This window comes from Phytobacter cepae, assembly GCF_054165735.1.
The window spans coordinates 3217667-3236610 of record NZ_CM135107.1; the positions used below are offsets into that span (position 1 = coordinate 3217667).

Annotated in this window: 17 protein-coding genes; 9 read left to right on the forward strand and 8 right to left on the reverse strand. The window is 55.2% G+C overall.

Going from position 1 to position 18944, the window contains the following annotated elements; all coding sequences use genetic code 11:
- Positions 1 to 519 precede the first annotated feature (519 nt).
- Genes efeB through efeU form a run of 3 tightly spaced genes read right to left on the reverse strand, consistent with a single transcriptional unit; the run spans position 520 to position 3826 of the window.
- Entirely contained in the window at positions 520 to 1806 is a 1287-nt protein-coding gene (efeB, locus tag ACUY4Q_RS15185) for an iron uptake transporter deferrochelatase/peroxidase subunit (RefSeq protein WP_458043567.1), read from the reverse strand.
- A 5-nt stretch (positions 1807 to 1811) separates the two neighbouring features.
- Positions 1812 to 2939 carry an iron uptake system protein EfeO gene (gene efeO / locus ACUY4Q_RS15190; RefSeq protein ID WP_458043568.1) on the reverse strand — a complete coding sequence of 376 codons (1128 nt, stop codon included), beginning with the start codon at positions 2937 to 2939 and terminating at the stop codon, positions 1812 to 1814.
- Positions 2940 to 2992: 53 nt separating this feature from the next.
- The gene (gene efeU / locus ACUY4Q_RS15195) at positions 2993 to 3826 is read right to left on the reverse strand and encodes an iron uptake transporter permease EfeU (RefSeq protein ID WP_458043569.1); all 834 of its coding nucleotides are present in this window, start codon (positions 3824 to 3826) and stop codon (positions 2993 to 2995) included.
- 276 nt (positions 3827 to 4102) lie between these two features.
- Between efeU and ACUY4Q_RS15200 the strand changes: the two genes are divergently transcribed.
- Positions 4103 to 5287, forward strand: a complete 1185-nt coding sequence (locus tag ACUY4Q_RS15200) for a NupC/NupG family nucleoside CNT transporter (protein ID WP_458043570.1) — start codon at positions 4103 to 4105, stop codon at positions 5285 to 5287.
- Positions 5288 to 5322: 35 nt separating this feature from the next.
- Here the strand turns inward: ACUY4Q_RS15200 and ACUY4Q_RS15205 are convergent, their stop codons facing one another.
- Both ACUY4Q_RS15205 and putP read right to left on the reverse strand, forming a co-directional pair.
- The gene (locus tag ACUY4Q_RS15205; protein WP_458043571.1) at positions 5323 to 5751 is read right to left on the reverse strand and encodes a DUF3574 domain-containing protein; all 429 of its coding nucleotides are present in this window, start codon (positions 5749 to 5751) and stop codon (positions 5323 to 5325) included.
- Positions 5752 to 5858: 107 nt separating this feature from the next.
- On the reverse strand, positions 5859 to 7367 hold the full coding sequence (gene putP / locus ACUY4Q_RS15210) for a sodium/proline symporter PutP (protein WP_458043572.1): 1509 nt from the start codon (positions 7365 to 7367) through the stop codon (positions 5859 to 5861).
- Between the two features lie 406 nt (positions 7368 to 7773).
- On the opposite strand from putP, the gene putA reads away from it, so the two are divergent.
- Positions 7774 to 11736, forward strand: a complete 3963-nt coding sequence (gene putA / locus ACUY4Q_RS15215; RefSeq protein WP_458043573.1) for a trifunctional transcriptional regulator/proline dehydrogenase/L-glutamate gamma-semialdehyde dehydrogenase — start codon at positions 7774 to 7776, stop codon at positions 11734 to 11736.
- A 68-nt stretch (positions 11737 to 11804) separates the two neighbouring features.
- Positions 11805 to 12200 (forward strand): lysozyme inhibitor LprI family protein, encoded by a 396-nt coding sequence (locus tag ACUY4Q_RS15220; protein ID WP_458043574.1) that lies wholly within the window; start codon positions 11805 to 11807, stop codon positions 12198 to 12200.
- Here the strand turns inward: ACUY4Q_RS15220 and rutR are convergent.
- Positions 12197 to 12835 (reverse strand): HTH-type transcriptional regulator RutR, encoded by a 639-nt coding sequence (rutR, locus tag ACUY4Q_RS15225; RefSeq protein WP_458043575.1) that lies wholly within the window; start codon positions 12833 to 12835, stop codon positions 12197 to 12199. The two genes, ACUY4Q_RS15220 and rutR, sit on opposite strands and share 4 nt — an antisense overlap.
- 289 nt (positions 12836 to 13124) lie before the next feature.
- Between rutR and rutA the strand changes: the two genes are divergently transcribed.
- The 6 genes from rutA to rutF are packed head-to-tail and all read left to right on the forward strand — an operon-like array spanning position 13125 to position 17213.
- Positions 13125 to 14216, forward strand: a complete 1092-nt coding sequence (rutA, locus tag ACUY4Q_RS15230) for a pyrimidine utilization protein A (protein ID WP_458043576.1) — start codon at positions 13125 to 13127, stop codon at positions 14214 to 14216.
- The gene (gene rutB, locus ACUY4Q_RS15235; protein ID WP_458043577.1) at positions 14216 to 14908 is read left to right on the forward strand and encodes a pyrimidine utilization protein B; all 693 of its coding nucleotides are present in this window, start codon (positions 14216 to 14218) and stop codon (positions 14906 to 14908) included. Before rutA ends, rutB begins: the two co-directional genes overlap by 1 nt.
- Before the next feature lie 10 nt (positions 14909 to 14918).
- On the forward strand, positions 14919 to 15305 hold the full coding sequence (gene rutC, locus ACUY4Q_RS15240) for a pyrimidine utilization protein C (protein ID WP_458043578.1): 387 nt from the start codon (positions 14919 to 14921) through the stop codon (positions 15303 to 15305).
- 7 nt (positions 15306 to 15312) lie between these two features.
- On the forward strand, positions 15313 to 16125 hold the full coding sequence (gene rutD, locus ACUY4Q_RS15245) for a pyrimidine utilization protein D (RefSeq protein ID WP_458043579.1): 813 nt from the start codon (positions 15313 to 15315) through the stop codon (positions 16123 to 16125).
- A complete protein-coding gene (locus ACUY4Q_RS15250) occupies positions 16122 to 16712 on the forward strand; it encodes a malonic semialdehyde reductase (protein WP_458043580.1) in 591 nt (196 codons plus the stop codon). Before rutD ends, ACUY4Q_RS15250 begins: the two co-directional genes overlap by 4 nt.
- A 9-nt stretch (positions 16713 to 16721) precedes the next feature.
- Positions 16722 to 17213 carry an NADH-dependent FMN reductase RutF gene (rutF, locus tag ACUY4Q_RS15255; protein WP_458043581.1) on the forward strand — a complete coding sequence of 164 codons (492 nt, stop codon included), beginning with the start codon at positions 16722 to 16724 and terminating at the stop codon, positions 17211 to 17213.
- Between the two features lie 5 nt (positions 17214 to 17218).
- Here rutF and ACUY4Q_RS15260 read toward each other — a convergent pair whose 3' ends face one another.
- Both ACUY4Q_RS15260 and ACUY4Q_RS15265 read right to left on the reverse strand, forming a co-directional pair.
- Positions 17219 to 18130 carry a DMT family transporter gene (locus tag ACUY4Q_RS15260; protein WP_458043582.1) on the reverse strand — a complete coding sequence of 304 codons (912 nt, stop codon included), beginning with the start codon at positions 18128 to 18130 and terminating at the stop codon, positions 17219 to 17221.
- Positions 18131 to 18273: 143 nt separating this feature from the next.
- Positions 18274 to 18450, reverse strand: coding sequence for a con-10 family general stress protein (locus tag ACUY4Q_RS15265; protein ID WP_458043583.1), 177 nt, complete (start codon positions 18448 to 18450; stop codon positions 18274 to 18276).
- Positions 18451 to 18944: the final 494 nt, after the last annotated feature.

An 18944-nucleotide genomic window follows, 5' to 3' on the forward strand; every position in this document is an offset into this window, starting at 1 on the left:
TCACACGCGTCGGTACTGACGCGATTATGCGCACGAACGTCTGAGGGTTGGCTTCCTTTTAAGCCTTGGCTTGCTTTTGAAATCAACATAGCAGCACGACAGCCATCGTCGTCTGCCATGTCGGTGGAAAGAGGAGGTGTATCAGTTGAAGGAAAATTTGGGGCGAGAAGGTCGCTGCCGGAGTTTGCTTCCCCGAGCTGGGTCTTGCGAGAATTTTTGTCTTTATGTCCACTGTAGGACCTGACCATTCGCGATCTCCATAGTGAAAGCTTTCACTGACTGCCGGGAACTACCGCTCTCGTTTAAGTACATCAGAAGGCATCAAAAATGCAACATTATTTTTACTTAAACATAACGTTCTTTAACGTTATCGCTATGCTGAAGAGTGTCTATCAGAAATATTACAGAAAGATAACAGATACTTTCTCATACGAAAATTTGATGGTTGGATGGCAGAAAAAGTGTGAACAGATGCAACAGATAAGAGATTATCCTGCCCGGGAGTGGGCAGGATGAGTTTCAGGCGTCGAGTAATGCTTGTCCGATGTACTGGCTACTGTCCTTCACGCCTGGCAGCACAAAGAAATAACCGCCACCTATCGGCTTGATATATTCCTCCAGCGCTTCACCATTTAAACGCTGCTGAACGGTGAGAAAACCCTTTTCCAGGTCATGCTGATAGCAGACAAACAGCAGCCCCATATCGAGTTGACCCGCATTGGTCACCCCAAGGGAATAGCTGTAGCCCCGGCGCATCATCAGGCTGGATTCGGTTTCTGCGGTACGCGGATTGGCCAGACGAATATGGCTGTCGAGGGCAATCACATCACCGTCGGGGTCGTTGGCGTAATCGGGCACATCGTGCTCGTTCTTGCCACCCAGCGGCGCGCCGGAGTGCTTGTCGCGACCAAAGATGGTCTGCTGCTCTTTCAAAGGGGTGCGATCCCAAAATTCGACGTGAAACTGGATGATACGCACCGCCTGATAGCTGCCGCCTGCGGCCCAGCCGGGTTCCCCCTGCTCCGGCGTTACCCACACCACGTTATCCATTAATGTTGTGTTACTGCTGTCCGGGTTCGCCGTGCCATCTTTAAAGCCGAGTAAATTGACAGGCGTCTCCTTGCCCTTACTGCGTGCTGCATGGTCGGAGATAAACCCTTCTCGCTTCCAGCGTACGCTGAGTAGATCCGGCGTATGTTTAATAAGATCGCGCAGGGCATGGATCACCGTATCCTGCGTGTTCGCACATATCTGCAACAGCAGATCGCCATGGCAAAGCGCAGCATCCAGAGAGTCGTTCGGGAATCGCACCATTTTTTGCAGCTTTTTAGGCTTCTGTGCCGCCAGACCAAAGCGCTCATCAAACAGCGATGCCCCTAGTGAAACGGTAATGGTCAGGTTATCTGGCGCAATAAAGGGGCCAAGAATACCGGAATCCATCGGCGGTAAACGCGGGTTAGGCGTATCCGGTGCCGGGCCGCCTGTGGTCAGAAACGCAATACGCTGCGTTAACAGGCGAAACAGACGTTCCAGATCGGATTTGTCTGCCGCCAGGACATCAAACGCCACCAGCATCATTGATGCCTGCTGAGGTGTCAAAATCCCCGCCTGATGCGCACCGTAAAAGGGCTGTTTCTCCATACGCGCATCAGGAGAAAGCGTACCAGGCGCGCTTTGCGGTTTGGCCGCATGGGCCACCGGGCATCCTCCGGCAAGAGCAAGCGCGCCTCCCAGCGCGCCCATACTTTTTAACAAACGGCGTCGTGAAGGCTCAGTGACGACGTCATTTTCTTTTTTATCAATCATGATGCTTAATCCAGACCCAGCACACCACGCAGTTGCGCCAGATCTTCCGCCAGTGCGGTGACAGGCCCTTTGAGCGCGTTACGATCTGCATCGGTCAGCTTATCGTAAGTCTCAAAACCGTCTTTAGTGCGGTATTTCGCCAGAATAGTGTCGACTTTATTGAAGTTAGCGTCGACTTTAGCCAAAAGTTCAGCGTTATTTTTCTGCAACTGCGGACGCAGGAGATCGACGATTTTTTGTGCGCCGTCAACGTTAGCCTGGAAGTCCCACAGGTCAGTGTGGCTGTAGCGATCTTCTTCCCCACTGATTTTAGTGGCAGCAACTTCTTCGATCAGGCCAGCCGCCCCGCCCACCACTTTTGACGGTGGGAACGCCAGTTCGCTGATGCGTTTTTGCAGGTCCTGCACATCGGTGTAAAGCTGATCAGCATAGGTGTCCATGCCTTTTACCGAGTTGTCGCCAAACAATGCTTTCTCCAGGCGATGGAAACCCGTGAATTTCGGATCGGCCGCTTTCTGCTCGTAATCATCTTCACGGGCATCAATGCTGCCATCCAGATCGGAGAACAACTCTGCAATCGGTTCAATTCGCTCGTAGTGTTGGCGCGTAGAGGCGTACAACGATTTGGCTTTAGCAATGTCGCCCGCTTTCACCGCGTCGGTAAAGGCTTTGGTGCCGGTAACCAGCGCAGCGGTTTCAGCAGTGACATAGGCTTTGTATTCGGTGATGGCGCCACCGAGGCTCAGCAGGGCTTCGCTTTTCGCGGCATCGGCGGTGGCCGCCCCTTTCACTGTCAGCTTACCTTTCGGGTTAGTCAGCAGGCCACAGGTCATCTCATAGTCGCCCGGCTGTAAGTTGGCCGTCAGTTTCTGGCTAAAGCCCGGTGCGATATTTTCACGCTCTTCCACGACCATCACCCCTTTCAGGATCTCCCACTCCAGTGCTTTCTGGCTGTGGTTAAGGATCAGGAATTGCGTTTTACCCGCATTGACCGTCAGGTTCATTGGCTCGCACGCTTTGTCCGTGACGGTCACTTTTACCTGAGGAATGTCGGCTGCCTCGGCACCCCACGCGCAGGCGATCAACGCTGCGACACCAACCTGTATTGCACTACGACGAAAATGAATTGCCATGACCCTTCCCTTAAATATGTATGTTGTAACTACAATAAGCCCGGACAGAATATTTAGCGCGACGCGCTGGACGGCTGCACGCCGCCACGCGGTGGCAATGCAAACAGCACCAGCGCCGGAATCAGGTAAATGAACCAGACGAACACTTCGCTGACGCTTGGCGCTTCCTGATAACCAAAAATGCCTTCCAGTAACGTGCCCGTTAAGGAGTGTGTGGTCAGCACGTTGCTGAGATCGAAGGCAACATCCTGGAAGTGGTTCCACAGCCCTGCTTCATGAAAGGCACGAATCGCCCCTGCGGCCAGGCCTGCCGCCACCAGCAAAATGAACAGGCTGGTCCATTTAAAGAAAGTCCCCAGATTCAGCCGTATCCCGCCCCAGTAAAGCAGGAAGCCCAACACCACGGCGGTCGCCAGCCCCAGCATGGCGCCAATCGGTGGCCAGATGCCCACATCCTGCTGAAAAGCCGCCAGCAGGAAGAACACCGATTCCAGCCCTTCGCGCGCAACGGCAAAGAAGACCATCATAATAAGCGCCCAACCATGGTTGTTGCTGCGTGCCAGTGCGCTGTCAACCGCCTGTTCCAGTTGCACTTTCACATTGCGCGACACTTTGCGCATCCAGAACACCATCCAGGTGAGAACCACCACCGCAATCGCGGCAACAATGCCCTCAAACAGTTCCTGCTCTTTTTGCGGGAATTCTCCGGTGGTTTCGTTAATGAAAATGCCCAGCGCCAGGCAGAGGGCCGCGGCGAGGAATACACCAATCCACATCACGCCTATCCAGCGACCACGCTGGGTACGCTTCAAATAACTGGCAATCAGGCTGACGATCAGCGCCGCTTCGAGGCCTTCACGTAACATAATGAGAAATGGCACAAACATGAGAACGCCCCTGCGTCATATAAGGTCAATAACTGAAAAGAAAAGTAAACTTCTTTGATAGTGATTATCATTACGCAACGCGGAAACTCAAGCAAAATATCATGAGAATGATAACTGGATGTAAATGCCTCGCAGGCTAATCATCCCTGCCCGCAGCCTTATGCAGAAGTGATTGATATATGGAATTATTTTTGCTTACAAAACTTTAACTTTCTGTTTACTGAACTTGCGCGGTATGGCTAAATAAGCGCCCATTTACCTGCAAATATCCTCGATATGATTAACTTTTTACATTTCTTGTTGGCACTGGTGGTGATTCTTGTGCTGGCCTGGCTGGTGAGTTTCGACCGTCGCACGCTTCGTCTGCGCTTCATTTTGCAACTGGTGGTCATTGAACTGGCACTCGCCTGGTTCTTCCTGCATGCAGAGAGCGGTCTGACGCTAATTAAATATGTCTCCGGCTTCTTTGAAGTTCTGCTGAAATATGCAGCCGAAGGCACCAACTTCGTGTTTGGTGGAATGGGTGAAAAAGGGCTGGCCTTTATTTTCCTCGGTGTACTCTGCCCGATTATCTTTATTTCTGCGCTAATCGGCATTTTGCAGCACTGGCGCATTCTGCCCGTATTCATCCGAGTGATCGGTACCTTGCTATCAAAACTCAATGGCATGGGCAAGCTTGAATCCTTTAATGCCGTCAGTTCGTTGATTCTCGGCCAGTCGGAAAACTTCATTGCTTACAAAGGCATCCTGGGCGATCTCTCCTCCCGCCGCCTGTTCACCATGGCCGCCACCGCGATGTCGACGGTATCGCTCTCCATTGTGGGCGCGTATATGACCATGCTGGATGCAAAATATGTGGTTGCCGCGCTGGTGCTGAATATGTTCAGTACGTTTATTATTTTAACCGTCATTAACCCCACGCAGGCGGATGCCGAAGCAGAGGTCAAACTAGAGAAACTGCACGAGTCACAAAGTTTCTTTGAGATGCTGGGAGAATACATTCTGGCAGGCTTCAAAGTGGCAATGATTATTCTGGCGATGCTGATTGGCTTTATTGCACTTATCAGCGCCGTGAACGCCCTCTTCTCTTCGCTGTTTGGCATCAGTTTCCAGCAAATTTTAGGTTATGTCTTCTATCCGCTGGCCTGGCTTATTGGCATTCCCCTTAGTGACGCCTTAAACGCCGGCAGTATTATGGCGACCAAACTGGTGGCCAACGAATTTGTGGCGATGATTGAATTGCAAAAAATTGCCGCCGGAATGACACCACGCGGGCTGGGGATTCTGTCAGTATTCCTGGTCTCGTTTGCTAACTTTGCCTCTATCGGCATTGTAGCGGGTGCCATTAAGGGATTGAACGAGCAGCAAGGGAATGTGGTTTCTCGCTTCGGCCTGCGTCTGGTCTACGGCGCGACGCTGGTGAGCCTGCTCTCTGCCGCCTTTGCAGGCGTAGTGCTTTAAGATTTACGGCGGGCTTAACACCCGCCGTGTTTCTGTCAGAACTGGACGCAGACCGGCTGGTCAACGCGCATCACCGATTCCTGGGCAAAACGGGTTTTGTAAAGGTTGCGCAGTGCTTCAATGTTAGTTTCACTGGTCGCGTCTTTGGCGTGGATCAGCATCAGCGCTTTGCTCGCCTCACGCGCCACCTTGCCGTCATTTCCCAGCCATTGCCCACGCGCATCAAATACCGTTAAACCATCGCGAAAACGCGGGGTGACGTCACCATCCACAAACTGCTGCCATTCAGCAGCGGTTATCTCTTTGCCTGCCGGGCGATTTAAGCCGAAATAGAGTGTTGTCTGCTGCATTTGGTTTACGGCTTTACAGGTTTGCTCCATAGCCGTGGTCTTGTGTGCCGGTGCGACGCAGCCCGTCAGTGCTGCCGCGAGTACCAGTGCAGTGAGCCCTGTTTTTATCTTCATGAATTTATCCAGATTATTATTAGAACGCTGATAAAAGCGTAATGGCGCTGAATTTTCAAGGGAAAAACGGCTTCCCTCCCCTAAGAGGAGGGAAAGGATAACGACACTTATTTAGCGGCTACACGGCTCGGCGGCGCAGAATGATAGTGCGCATCCGCCTCAGCAAAGCGTTTTTCCATCGCGGCGGACGGCGCTTTACCCAACAGACTAAACACCACGATCCCAATGCTGGCGAAAACGAAGCCCGGAATGATTTCGTACAGTCCCAGCCAACCGAACTGCTTCCAGACGATAACCGTTACCGCACCAATCACCATCCCGGCCAGGGCGCCGTTACGGGTCATTCTCGACCACATGACGGAGAACAGGACCACCGGGCCAAAGGCGGCGCCAAAGCCCGCCCAGGCGTAGCTGACCAGACCCAGAACACGGTTCTCCGGGTTCGCCGCCAGCGCAATAGAAACCAGTGCCACCAGCAGCACCATCACACGCCCGACCCATACCAGCTCAGTCTGACCGGCATTTTTACGGAAGAACGCTTTGTAGAAATCTTCGGTCAACGCACTGGAACACACCAGCAGCTGGCAACTCAGGGTAGACATCACCGCCGCCAGAATGGCAGACAGCAGGATCCCGGCAATCCATGGGTTAAAGAGGATCTGCGCCAGTTCGATAAACACGCGCTCGGCGTTCTGGTTAACCGCGCCGGCCTGGTCAGGATGGTTGTTGAAGTAGGCAATACCGAAGAAGCCAACCGCTACCGCGCCGGCCAGGCACAGAATCATCCAGGTCATACTGATACGACGCGCATGCACGATGCTGTGGTGGGAATCTGCCGCCATAAAACGCGCCAGAATGTGCGGCTGGCCAAAGTAACCCAGCCCCCAACCCATCAGCGAAATGATGGCCACGAAGTTCAGCCCCTTAAGCATATCGACGTTTTCGATGCTTTTTTGCTTGATCACTTCCATTGAGTCGGCAAAGCCACCCACGGACATGATCACAATGACCGGCGTCAGGATGAGAGCAAAGATCATCAGGCTGGCCTGCACCGTGTCAGTCCAGCTTACTGCGAGGAACCCGCCGATAAAGGTGTAGATGATGGTCGCAGCAGCACCGGCCCACAATGAGTGTTCGTAGGTCATGCCAAAGGTGCTTTCAAACAGGCGTGCCCCTGCCACAATGCCCGACGCACAATAAATAGTGAAGAACAGCAGAATCACCACCGCCGAGATGATGCGCAGAAGACGGCTCTTGTCCTCAAAGCGTCCGGTGAAGTAGTCAGGCAACGTCAGCGCATTATTGTTGTGCTCGGTGTGAACACGCAGACGCCCTGCCACCAGCTTCCAGTTCACCCATGCCCCCAGCGTCAGACCAATAGCAATCCAGCTTTCAGAAATCCCGGAAAGAAAAATGGCACCCGGCAGCCCCATCAGCAGCCAGCCGCTCATATCGGATGCACCGGCAGAAAGCGCAGTGACCAATGGCCCCAGGCTACGCCCCCCTAAAATATAATCGTCGAAGTTTTTCGTCGAACGCCATGCAAAGAATCCGATGAGGATCATGCCAAAGATATAAATAATAAATGTCACCAGCAGCGGTGTGCTAATTGCCATCAAAAGTTCTCCAGGATTATTCGTCAGCAAACGCCGTCTTTGCTGCTTTTATTCCACCACCGGAACGCGGTGAGGATATGTGTGTTGTATAAGGCGCCCGTATCCTGCCGGAAGCCTCGCTTATTCACAATTGATTTAACACTGCATTTACATCAATTTCATCCCGCAACGACCGGGTAATTTTAAGAGGTTGCACTTAATCACACTTTTCAAGGTTGCACCTTATAAAAGTGTTAAGCACCGCAAATATCGGGCGCTATTAACGTTAGAACCTTGCTGAAATTAAGTAACATACAATTAACTTATTATTCGATTTGACCTTCTCATAAAGGTCACATTTAACAAGGTTGCACAAAGTTGCAACATGATAGATAGTCTGCTCACCACGAATTCAAAGGAGAAAGGCATGGGCACCACGACCATGGGGGTTAAGCTTGATGACGCAACGCGTGAACGCCTGAAAGCCGCAGCAGCACAAATTGATCGCACGCCGCACTGGCTGATTAAGCAGGCCATCTTCAGTTACCTGGAAAAGCTGGAAAACAATGAGATGATCCCGGAGCTGCCCGCCACGCATATTAATGGCGCGAGCGATTTTGACGACACTGAAACACCCGTGGAGGAAACGGCGCAGCCTTTCCTCGATTTTGCAGAAAATATTCTGCCGCAGTCCGTCACCCGTGCCGCTATTACCGCCGCCTGGCGTCGACCAGAAACCGACGCGGTGCCCATGCTGCTTGAACAGGCGCGCCTGCCCGAGCCCATCGCACAAAAGTCACAACAGCTGGCGTATCAGTTAGCGGAAAAATTGCGTAATCAGAAAACCGCCTCGGGTCGTGCAGGCATGGTGCAAAGCTTGTTACAGGAGTTTTCCCTCTCATCACAAGAGGGTGTGGCACTGATGTGTCTCGCTGAAGCCCTGCTGCGCATCCCGGATAAAGCCACCCGCGACGCCTTGATCCGCGACAAGATCAGTAACGGTAACTGGCAGTCACACATTGGTCGCAGTGCGTCTTTGTTTGTGAATGCCGCCACCTGGGGCCTGCTGTTTACCGGTAAACTGGTGTCGACCCACAACGAAACCAGCCTCTCCCGCTCGCTCAACCGCATCATCGGTAAAAGCGGCGAGCCGCTGATCCGCAAAGGCGTCGACATGGCGATGCGCCTGATGGGCGAGCAGTTCGTAACCGGCGAGACCATTGCCGAAGCGCTGGCCAATGCACGCAAACTTGAAGAGACTGGCTTCCGTTATTCTTACGATATGCTGGGTGAAGCAGCGCTGACCGCCGCAGATGCCCATGCCTATTTGCTCTCGTATCAGCAGGCCATTCACGCGATTGGTAAAGCCTCTAACGGACGCGGTATTTACGAAGGACCCGGCATTTCCATCAAGCTGTCGGCGCTGCATCCACGCTACAGCCGCGCGCAGTATGACCGCGTGATGGAGGAGCTCTACCCTCGCCTGAAATCCCTGACTTTACTGGCCCGTCAATATGACATCGGTATTAATATCGATGCCGAAGAGGCTGACCGCCTGGAGATCTCTCTCGACCTGCTGGAAAAACTCTGTTTCGAGCCGGAACTGGCGGGCTGGAACGGGATTGGCTTTGTCATTCAGGCTTACCAGAAACGCTGCCCGTTCGTGATTGATGACCTGATCGATCTCGCCAGCCGCAGCCGTCGTCGCCTGATGATTCGTCTGGTGAAAGGCGCTTACTGGGACAGCGAAATCAAGCGCGCCCAGATGGAAGGTCTGGAAGGTTATCCGGTCTATACCCGCAAGGTGTATACCGACGTGTCGTATATCGCCTGCGCCAAAAAATTGCTGGCGGTGCCGAATCTTATCTATCCGCAGTTTGCCACCCATAATGCCCACACTCTGGCGGCGATTTATCATCTGGCGGGCCAGAACTACTACCCGGGCCAGTATGAGTTCCAGTGCCTGCACGGCATGGGAGAACCGCTGTACGAACAGGTGGTGGGGAAAGTGACCGACGGCAAACTTAACCGTCCGTGCCGCATTTATGCCCCGGTGGGTACCCACGAAACCTTACTGGCCTATCTGGTACGTCGTCTGTTGGAAAACGGCGCCAACACCTCGTTTGTGAACCGTATTGCCGATGCCACCCTGCCGATTGACGAACTGGTCGCCGATCCGGTGAGTGCGGTAGAAAAAATGGCGCACCAGGAAGGCAGCATCGGTTTACCGCACCCCAAAATTGCGCTGCCGCGTGAACTTTACGGTCAGGGTCGGTTAAATGCAGCGGGTCTGGACCTGGCAAACGAACACCGCCTGGCTTCGCTCTCCTCGTCCTTGCTCAACAGCGCACTGCAAAAATGGCAGGCTAAACCCCTGCTTGAAGCCCCTGTTGCCGACGGCGAGATGATACCGGTGGTTAACCCGGCAGAACCGAAGGATATCGTCGGTTATGTCCGGGAAGCCACACAAGAAGAGGTGGCGCTGGCGCTGGATAATGCGCTGAATCAGGCGCCTATCTGGTTTGCGACTCCGCCACAGGAGCGCGCCGCCATTCTCGAACGTGCGGCTGTGCTGATGGAAGATCAGATGCAGCAGCTCATCGGCCTGCTGGTACGCGAAGCCGGTAAAACCTTCAGCAACGCCATTGCCGAAGTGCGTGAGGCGGTGGACTTCCTGCGCTATTACGCCGGTCAGGTACGCCATGATTTCGATAATATTACCCACCGTCCGCTGGGTCCGGTGGTCTGCATCAGTCCATGGAACTTCCCGCTGGCCATTTTTACCGGGCAAATAGCCGCAGCGCTGGCAGCGGGCAACACGGTGCTGGCCAAACCGGCAGAGCAGACCCCACTGATTGCCGCCCAGGGCATCGCCATTTTGCTGGAAGCGGGCGTACCGGCAGGCGTGTTGCAGTTGCTGCCAGGGCGTGGCGAAACCGTCGGCGCGCAGTTAACCGCTGACGAACGCGTGCGCGGCGTCATGTTCACTGGCTCAACCGAGGTCGCCAGTCTGTTGCAACGCACCGTGGCAACCCGCCTTGATGCCCAGGGGCGTCCGACGCCACTGATTGCGGAAACCGGCGGCATGAACGCCATGATAGTCGACTCCTCCGCGCTCACTGAGCAGGTGGTGATTGATGTGCTGGCCTCTGCATTTGACAGTGCCGGGCAGCGCTGCTCAGCGCTACGCATACTCTGTTTGCAGGAAGAGGTGGCTGACCACACGCTGAAAATGCTGCGCGGCGCGATGGCGGAATGCCGGATGGGCAATCCGGGGCGCCTGACCACCGATATCGGCCCGGTTATTGATGTCGAAGCCAAAGAGAATATCGAGAAACACATTGCCGCCCTGCGCGCCAAAGGCCGCACCGTATACCAGGCGGTACAGGAAAATGGCGTGGATGCGCGTGAATGGCGCACCGGCACCTTCGTGCCACCGACCCTGATTGAACTGGACAGCATTGACGAACTGCAAAAAGAGGTCTTCGGGCCGGTCCTGCACGTGGTGCGCTATAGCCGCAATAATCTGTCTGCGCTGGTTAATCAGATCAATGCCTCTGGCTACGGGCTGACGCTGGGTGTGCATACCCGTATCGATGAAACCATTGGCCAGGTGACCGGTAGCGCCCGCGTGGGTAATCTGTATGTGAACCGGAATATGGTCGGTGCCGTGGTTGGCGTTCAGCCGTTTGGTGGTGAAGGGTTATCTGGCACCGGGCCAAAAGCCGGGGGGCCGCTCTATCTTTACCGCCTGTTAGCCAGCCGCCCGGAAGATGCCGTGCTGCGCACCCTCACCCGCCACGACGGCCTCACGCCAGCGGATTCGCAAATTAAAACCGCCCTGCTTAAGCCGCTGGATATTCTCACCCAGTGGGCCGGCGATAAACCTGACCTGCAGGCTGCGTGCCGGACATTCGCTGAACTGGCGCAGGCCGGCACGCAGCGGGTGCTGACGGGGCCGACGGGTGAACGTAATACCCTGACGCTGCTGCCTCGCGAGCGGGTACTGTGCGTGGCAGATAACGCCGAAGATACCCTGGTGCAACTGGCTGCCGCGCTGGCGTCCGGCTGCAAAGTGCTGTGGCCGGAAGACGGTATTCATCGCGACCTGCTCAAACAGCTCCCGGACGAACTGGCGTCCCATATTGCGATGGCGCGCCCGGACGATCTGATGGCCGAAGCCTTTGATGCTGTTATCTACCATGGGGATTCCGATCAACTGCGTGAACTCTGTACCAAAGTGGCTGCCCGCGAAGGGGCGATCGTGTCGGTACAGGGCTTCGCCCGCGGTGAGCGCAATATTCTGCTGGAACGTTTGTGGATTGAACGCTCGTTGAGCGTGAACACCGCAGCGGCGGGCGGTAATGCCAGTTTAATGACCATCGGATAAACTTAGGCGGATTCCCCGGTAGCACAGCGTTGCCGGGGTAACGTATGAACCGAGAACAGGGAGAGAAGATGAAACGTATCCTGATGGCTGCCGTCACCTTGCTGGCCAGTGCCGGTGCGCTGGCAGATGAATGTGACAATGCCGATACCCAGCTGGCGCTGAATATGTGTACGGCGCAACAGTTTGACGCCGCTGATAAAAAACTTAATCAGACCTGGCAGGTTGCGCTGAAACGGGCCGCACCTGAGCAGCGTGAGTTAATGAAAAAGGCCCAGCAGAGCTGGATTAAACTGCGCGACGCCGATTGTGCGTTTGTCGCCTCCGGCACTGAAGGCGGCAGCGTTCAGCCAATGATCCATAACCAGTGTCTCGCCGACAAAACCATTGAACGCGAAGCCTGGCTCTCCTCACTGTTGCAGTGTGAAGAGGGCGATTTGAGCTGCCCGTTACCGCCAGCCAGTTAACGCGGGCGAATGCCCTCAATGATCATCCGCTGCACGTTCTCCACCGTGCTATTGAAAAAGGCCTCATCCTGCAGCGTTTTGCCGGTCACCGCCTCCACCTGTGAGGCGAAATCGGCGTAATGCTGCGTCGAGGCCCAAATCATAAAAATCAGATGGTGTGGGTCAACCGGGGCCAGTTTACCGCTGGCCACCCACCCGGCTATGATCGCCGACTTTTCTTCTACCAGCGCTTTCAGTGCACCGCTCAGTTCGGCATTGAGCACCGGCGCGCCCTGCAACATCTCCAGACAAAAGAGCCGGGATGCCTGAGGATTATCCCGTGACACTTCAAGCTTCGAGCGGATGTACTCACGAATCGCCACCAGCGGGGCGAGATCTTCGCGAAAGGCTTTAAGCGGAGCCAACCAGACGTCGAGGATCTCCTGCAACACGGCAAGGTACAGGGCTTCTTTCGACGCAAAGTAATAGAGCAAATTGGTTTTTGACACCCCGGCCCGTTCGGCCACTTGTTCCACCCGCGTACCGTGAATGCCGTACAGAGAGAACGTCTCTCGCGCCGCGGCGAGAATAAGCCCGCGTTTTTCATTGACTGCCCGCGTGCGTTTGCCGGTTTTTTTCGCCGTATCCTGCGCCATGTTCTTTCTCCTTTCTGATTTGCGCTCAGCATAACAAATGCCGGTTACCGACTCGACCTCTGCACAGCGATAGCGCAGAGATGCCTGTTTTTTGTGCACCGAATTTGACCATTTAGTCCACTTTTTTCACCTCCATTCCATCAACTTTTATTTAACACACTGATAACACTGTACTTTTCAAACCTGGCATTCCCTTTGCAAAACGTCTCTCGTGAGGCGTAAAGGCTCTACGGAGAACCCGGCACTGAGCCGCGCCCCGCCTCCTTCACCTGACAACGCGAGGTACGAGATGAAAATTGGTGTTTTCGTTCCGATTGGTAACAACGGCTGGCTCATTTCCACTCATGCGCCCCAGTACAAACCGACCTTCGAGCTGAACAAGGCGATCGTACAAAAGGCGGAGCACTACCACTTCGACTTTGCCCTGTCGATGATCAAGCTGCGCGGCTTCGGTGGTAAAACCGAGTTCTGGGATCACAACCTGGAATCCTTCACTCTGATGGCCGGACTCGCCGCCGTGACCTCACGTATACAGATTTATGCCACCGCAGCCACGCTGACCCTTCCCCCGGCGATTGTTGCGCGCATGGCCTCGACCATTGACTCGATCTCCGGTGGACGTTTTGGCGTCAATCTGGTGACCGGTTGGCAAAAACCGGAATATGAGCAGATGGGCATGTGGCCGGGCGACGAGTACTTTTCCCGCCGCTATGACTACCTGACGGAGTATGTACAGGTATTGCGTGATTTATGGGGCACTGGCAAAAGCGACTTTAAGGGTGAATTTTTCACCATGAATGACTGCCGCGTTAGCCCACAGCCGTCGACGCCGATGAAAGTGATCTGCGCCGGGCAGAGCGATGCTGGCATGGCCTTCTCTGCACACTATGCAGATTACAACTTCTGTTTCGGCAAAGGCGTCAATACGCCCACGGCGTTTGCCCCCACCGCCCAGCGCATGTGCGAAGCGGCACAGAAAACCGGCCGCGATGTCGGCTCCTACGTACTGTTTATGATTATCGCCGATGAGACCGACGAGGCGGCGCGCGCCAAATGGGAGCATTACAAAGCCGGTGCCGATGATGAAGCCCTGTCATGGCTGACCGAACAAAGCCAGAAAGATACCCGCTCCGGCAGCGACACCAACGTGCGTCAGATGGCAGACCCGACGTCGGCGGTCAATATCAACATGGGCACCCTGGTCGGTTCCTACGCTACGGTCGCGAAAATGCTGGATGACGTTGCCACCGTGCCGGGTACCGATGGTGTGCTGTTGACCTTTGATGATTTCCTGCAGGGCGTGGAAGATTTTGGCGAGCGCATTCAGCCCCTGATGCAGTGTCGTCACCACATTGCTGCGCCAACACGGGAGGTGGCGTAATGATTACCTTACCTGCCCGCCCGGAAGCCATCCCCTTCACGCCTGCCCAGAGCGCACTGATTGTGGTGGATATGCAAAATGCCTATGCCAGTAAAGGCGGCTACCTCGATCTCGCCGGGTTTGACGTGTCTGCCACCGCCCCGGTGATTGCGAAGATCCATACCGCCGTTGCCGCTGCCCGCGCCTCAGGTATGCAGGTAATCTGGTTCCAGAACGGCTGGGACGATCAGTACGTTGAGGCCGGTGGACCCGGTTCGCCCAACTACTACAAATCCAACGCCCTGAAAACCATGCGTAAACAGCCTGAGCTTCAGGGCACGCTGCTGGCCAAAGGCAGTTGGGATTACCAACTGGTGGATGAACTGGTGCCGCAGGATGGCGACATCGTGCTGCCAAAACCGCGCTACAGCGGCTTTTTCAACACCCCACTGGACAGCATTTTACGCAGTCGTGGCATCCGCCATCTCGTCTTTACCGGTATCGCCACCAACGTCTGCGTGGAGTCTACCCTGCGCGACGGCTTCTTCCTGGAGTATTTCGGCATCGTACTTGAAGACGCAACCCATCAGGCTGGCCCGGCATTCGCACAGCAGGCAGCGCTGTTTAACATCGAAACATTCTTTGGCTGGGTCAGTGACGTCGACACCTTCTGTGCCACCCTCTCCCCGCAAAACCTTGTGAAAATCGCTTAGGAGCACGCTCATGCCAAAACAGGTCATTATTCCGCCGGGCACCACCACCCCAATAGCCCCTTTTGTCCCGGGTACCCTGGCGGACGGCATTGTCTATGTCTCCGGTACGCTACCGTTCGACAAACAAAATAACGTGGTTTTCCCCGATGACCCAAAGGCGCAAACCCGCCACGTCCTCGAGACGATTCGTACCGTTATCGAGACGGCGGGCGGTACGATGGAGGATGTGACGTTCAACAGCATCTTTATCACCGACTGGAAAAATTACGCCGCGATTAATGAAGTGTATGCGGAGTTTTTCCCCGGCGATAAACCTGCACGTTTCTGCATTCAGTGCGGGCTAGTAAAGCCAGAAGCGCTGGTCGAGATTGCTACCGTCGCCCATGTTGGCAAGTGAGGCAACCATGAAACTTGCCTTTACCTCGCCCCCCAGAGCGGGTGCGCCCGTGGTGGTGATGATCTCAGGACTGGGAGGGACGGGCAGCTACTGGCTGGCACAACGTGACGCCCTGGCGGCACAGTTTCAGGTTGTCTGTTATGACCAGTGCGGCACCGGCGACAATCCCGCCACGCTGCCGGACAACTACCAGATAGGCGATATGGCGAATGAGTTGCTCAGTGCATTGCAACAGGCGGGGATCGACAGGTTTTGCGTGATTGGCCATGCGCTGGGCGCCCTGGTAGGGATGCAGCTTGCGCTGGATTATCCGCAGGCAGTCAGCGCCCTGGTGCTGGTGAATGGCTGGCTGTCGCTGGATGTGCATACCCGGCGCTGTTTTCAGATTCGCGAACGATTATTGCTGGCAGGTGGTCCGCAGGCGTGGGTCGAGGCGCAGCCGCTTTTTCTCTACCCGGCGGACTGGCTTTCTGCCCACGCACCACGAATGGAAGCGGAAGAAGCGCTGGCGCTGGCCCATTTTCAGGGTGAGCATAATCTTCGCTGCCGTTTGCAGGCCCTGAAAAATGCCGACTTTAGTACGACGGCTGACCTGATCCGTTGCCCGACCCTCATCGTCTGTTCTCAGGACGACATGCTGGTGCCCTGGACCTGTTCGCAAAGGTTAAAGGCGACGATTAGCCAGAGTGAACTCATTGTCATGGCCCGCGGCGGGCATGCCTGTAATGTCAGCGAAAGCGATGAATTTAACGGCCTGCTGCTCGACGGGCTGACGACGCTGTTACCCGCGACGGTACCGTTGCAAAAGGAGTATTTATGAGTGAAGCCGTTAATCAAAGCGCGCGGGATACCCTGTTTACCACGGCGCGCACCCACAACGGCTGGCTGGACAGAACGATCAGCGATGCCACACTGCACGAAATTTATGATCTGCTGAAGATGGGACCCACCTCGGCCAACTGCAGCCCGGCCCGCTTTGTGTTTATCCGCACGCCGGAAGGAAAAGAGAGGCTGCGCCCGGCGCTTTCCGGCGGCAATCTGCAGAAAACGCTGAGTGCGCCGGTCACCGCAATTGTCGCCTGGGACCCGCAGTTTTATGACCGTCTGCCGGAGTTATTCCCGCACGGTGATGCGCGGAGTTGGTTCACCTCCAGCCCCGAGATGGCGTACGAGACGGCATTTCGTAACAGCGCCATGCAGGCGGCGTATCTGCTGTTTGCCTGCCGCGCGCTGGGGCTGGACACCGGGCCGATGTCGGGATTCGATCGTGATATCGTTGACGCAACCTTCTTTGCCGACAGCGGTTATCGCAGCACTCTGCTGGTGAATATTGGCTATGGCGATGAAGGTAAACTCTTTGGTCGTCTGCCGCGCCTGGCGTTTGATGACGCCTGCCAGCTGCTGTAAGGAGGATGGATGGGAATCAGCCAACAACATTTTCGTGATGCCATGTCCTGCGTGGGCGCGGCGGTCAATATCATCACTACCGATGGCCCGGCAGGCCAGGCGGGGTTTACCGCCAGCGCGGTCTGTAGCGTCACCGATTCACCGCCGACGCTGCTGGTGTGTCTCAACCGCTCCGCGTCGGTGTGGCCGGTATTCAGTCAAAATCAGGCGCTGTGTGTCAATACGCTGGCGGCCGGTCAGGAGGCGCTCTCCACCCTGTTCGGTGGCAAGACGTCAATGGCTGAGCGCTTTGGAGCGGCACAGTGGCAAACCGGTGAAACCGGCTGTCCGCGCCTGGCAGGGGCACTGGCGTCGTTCGATTGCCGAATCAGCCAGGTGGTGAGCGTGGGTACGCACGATATCCTGTTTTGTACGATTGAAGACATTGCCCATCTTCCGGCCCCGGACGGTTTAATGTGGTTTAACCGTAACTACCACACTCTTCCCCGCCCGGCGTGTTAACGCCATCAGGACTCTTCCGGCGCAGCATCCAGCGCCGCTTTTTTCCGCTTTTTCAGTTTCAGTTCGCTCACCAGCACACCGGCCACGATAAACGCCCCGCCGAGGAGGGCGAGCGCCGGCAAGCGCTCCCCTGCCAGTCGACCAAAGATCCCTGCCCAGACGGGCTCTCCGGTATAGATAACCGTGGCGCGGGTGGGAGACACGCTGCGCTGCGCCCAGTTCATGGTGACCTGAATAATCGCGCTAAAAATCCCCAGACCTGCTGCGACCAGTAGTAGAGAAGGTGACAATTCAGGAATGGATTCACCCGCCGGCGCCATGCAGCTGAATGCCACCACCGAGGCGGTGAGCAGTTGCACTACCGTCACGCGGCGCACATCCACTTTACCAGCCCAGGCGCTGATCAAAATAATCTCCGCGGCAATCGCCAGTGCACCGGCCAGCGTTATCAATTCGCCCTCCCCGAGCGCGAGCATGTTGTCTTCCGGCCCGGCGAGCAAAATCAGGCCAATAAAGGCGAGCACAATGCCTGTGCAGGACATCAACCCAGGCATGCGGCCCAGACACAACCATTGCAGAAGCGGCACCAGCGGAACATACATCGCAGTAATAAAGGCCGATTTACTGCTGGAGATTGACTGGAGTCCCCAGGTCTGCAGGCTGTAACCCAGCGCAATAGAGATGCCTATCGCCACCCCCGCTTTAACCTCAAGCCAGGTGATACCGCGCAACACGTTGAGGGATAACAGCGCGACCGCCAACGCCGCCGTGGCAAAACGCAGGCCGACGAAGAAGAAGGGACCGCTCAGCGTGACCGCATACTGTACGGCGAGAAACGTACCGCCCCAGAACATGGTGATGAGGATCAGCAGGGATTCCTGTGGTGAAATGGAAAACTTTAAACGAGAGGCACGCATGTTACTGACCGGTTAACGTAAACCGTTAGTGTGCGTTGTCGCACACTTTTGTTCAACTGTAAGTCCCATAAAAAAACCGCCGGGGGTAAGCCCGGCGGCTGTTTGACGACGCAAAAAAACGTCGTCACCAGGGTGCGGCAACGCTAACTGCTGCGGCTGCTACCATGGCTACTTTTGCCCCCTTTTTTACCAGCCTCTGAGGCGCGCTGAGGATCATTTTTGAAATTCCCCCCGCTGTGCTGGCCACCTTTACGACCTGCTTCTGATGCTCTTTCACGGTCTTCAGCGAAATTACCTGAACCACCACGATGGTTTGCCATTTCGAACCTCCGGTTGTGTGAAACATTAGTCATCATATTGCATTCAGTAAAAGAGGAATCTTTCACCGCGTGCCGCGATGGCAGAGCCATTGGCTGCGACACGTGGATCTAATCTTAGTGAACACGGGCTATTCAGCCAGTGGATCGTAATATTCTGCAACACCAAATCTGCACAAATGCGTGAATATCCAAACTGAAAATTAATAAGCCGCTCTGATGTATTAAGAAAACGGCTGCGTTAAAAATGTGTCAATTTGCAACAGCCCAACTGTTATTTTTGCCCTCATTATCACGGGGCGCTTTGTTCATACCTGCCGCTTTCTCGCAGTCAGCCATGGGTTTTAAGCGCGGGCATTAACCGCCACAGGACATTTTATGCCCCATAAAAGACAACAAAAAGACTTAAGCAGTCAAAAAATACACTTTCGTACGAAAATTAGAGTAAGCCAAGACAACCTGATGATTGCCCACTCAACCCTCCCCGCTATTCAAGT

Excerpts from the sequence above, each read along its gene's own strand:
- rutB (WP_458043577.1), top strand. The coding sequence starts at position 14,216 with ATGATTACCTTACCTGCCCGCCCGGAAGCCATCCCCTTCACGCCTGCC.
- rutA (WP_458043576.1), top strand. The coding sequence starts at position 13,125 with ATGAAAATTGGTGTTTTCGTTCCGATTGGTAACAACGGCTGGCTCATT.
- ACUY4Q_RS15205 (WP_458043571.1), bottom strand. The coding sequence starts at position 5,751 with ATGAAGATAAAAACAGGGCTCACTGCACTGGTACTCGCGGCAGCACTG.
- putA (WP_458043573.1), top strand. The coding sequence starts at position 7,774 with ATGGGCACCACGACCATGGGGGTTAAGCTTGATGACGCAACGCGTGAA.
- rutC (WP_458043578.1), top strand. The coding sequence starts at position 14,919 with ATGCCAAAACAGGTCATTATTCCGCCGGGCACCACCACCCCAATAGCC.
- ACUY4Q_RS15250 (WP_458043580.1), top strand. The coding sequence starts at position 16,122 with ATGAGTGAAGCCGTTAATCAAAGCGCGCGGGATACCCTGTTTACCACG.
- efeO (WP_458043568.1), bottom strand. The coding sequence starts at position 2,939 with ATGGCAATTCATTTTCGTCGTAGTGCAATACAGGTTGGTGTCGCAGCG.
- ACUY4Q_RS15260 (WP_458043582.1), bottom strand. The coding sequence starts at position 18,130 with ATGCGTGCCTCTCGTTTAAAGTTTTCCATTTCACCACAGGAATCCCTG.
- ACUY4Q_RS15200 (WP_458043570.1), top strand. The coding sequence starts at position 4,103 with ATGATTAACTTTTTACATTTCTTGTTGGCACTGGTGGTGATTCTTGTG.
- efeB (WP_458043567.1), bottom strand. The coding sequence starts at position 1,806 with ATGATTGATAAAAAAGAAAATGACGTCGTCACTGAGCCTTCACGACGC.
- rutD (WP_458043579.1), top strand. The coding sequence starts at position 15,313 with ATGAAACTTGCCTTTACCTCGCCCCCCAGAGCGGGTGCGCCCGTGGTG.
- ACUY4Q_RS15265 (WP_458043583.1), bottom strand. The coding sequence starts at position 18,450 with ATGGCAAACCATCGTGGTGGTTCAGGTAATTTCGCTGAAGACCGTGAA.
- ACUY4Q_RS15220 (WP_458043574.1), top strand. The coding sequence starts at position 11,805 with ATGAAACGTATCCTGATGGCTGCCGTCACCTTGCTGGCCAGTGCCGGT.
- efeU (WP_458043569.1), bottom strand. The coding sequence starts at position 3,826 with ATGTTTGTGCCATTTCTCATTATGTTACGTGAAGGCCTCGAAGCGGCG.
- putP (WP_458043572.1), bottom strand. The coding sequence starts at position 7,367 with ATGGCAATTAGCACACCGCTGCTGGTGACATTTATTATTTATATCTTT.
- rutR (WP_458043575.1), bottom strand. The coding sequence starts at position 12,835 with ATGGCGCAGGATACGGCGAAAAAAACCGGCAAACGCACGCGGGCAGTC.
- rutF (WP_458043581.1), top strand. The coding sequence starts at position 16,722 with ATGGGAATCAGCCAACAACATTTTCGTGATGCCATGTCCTGCGTGGGC.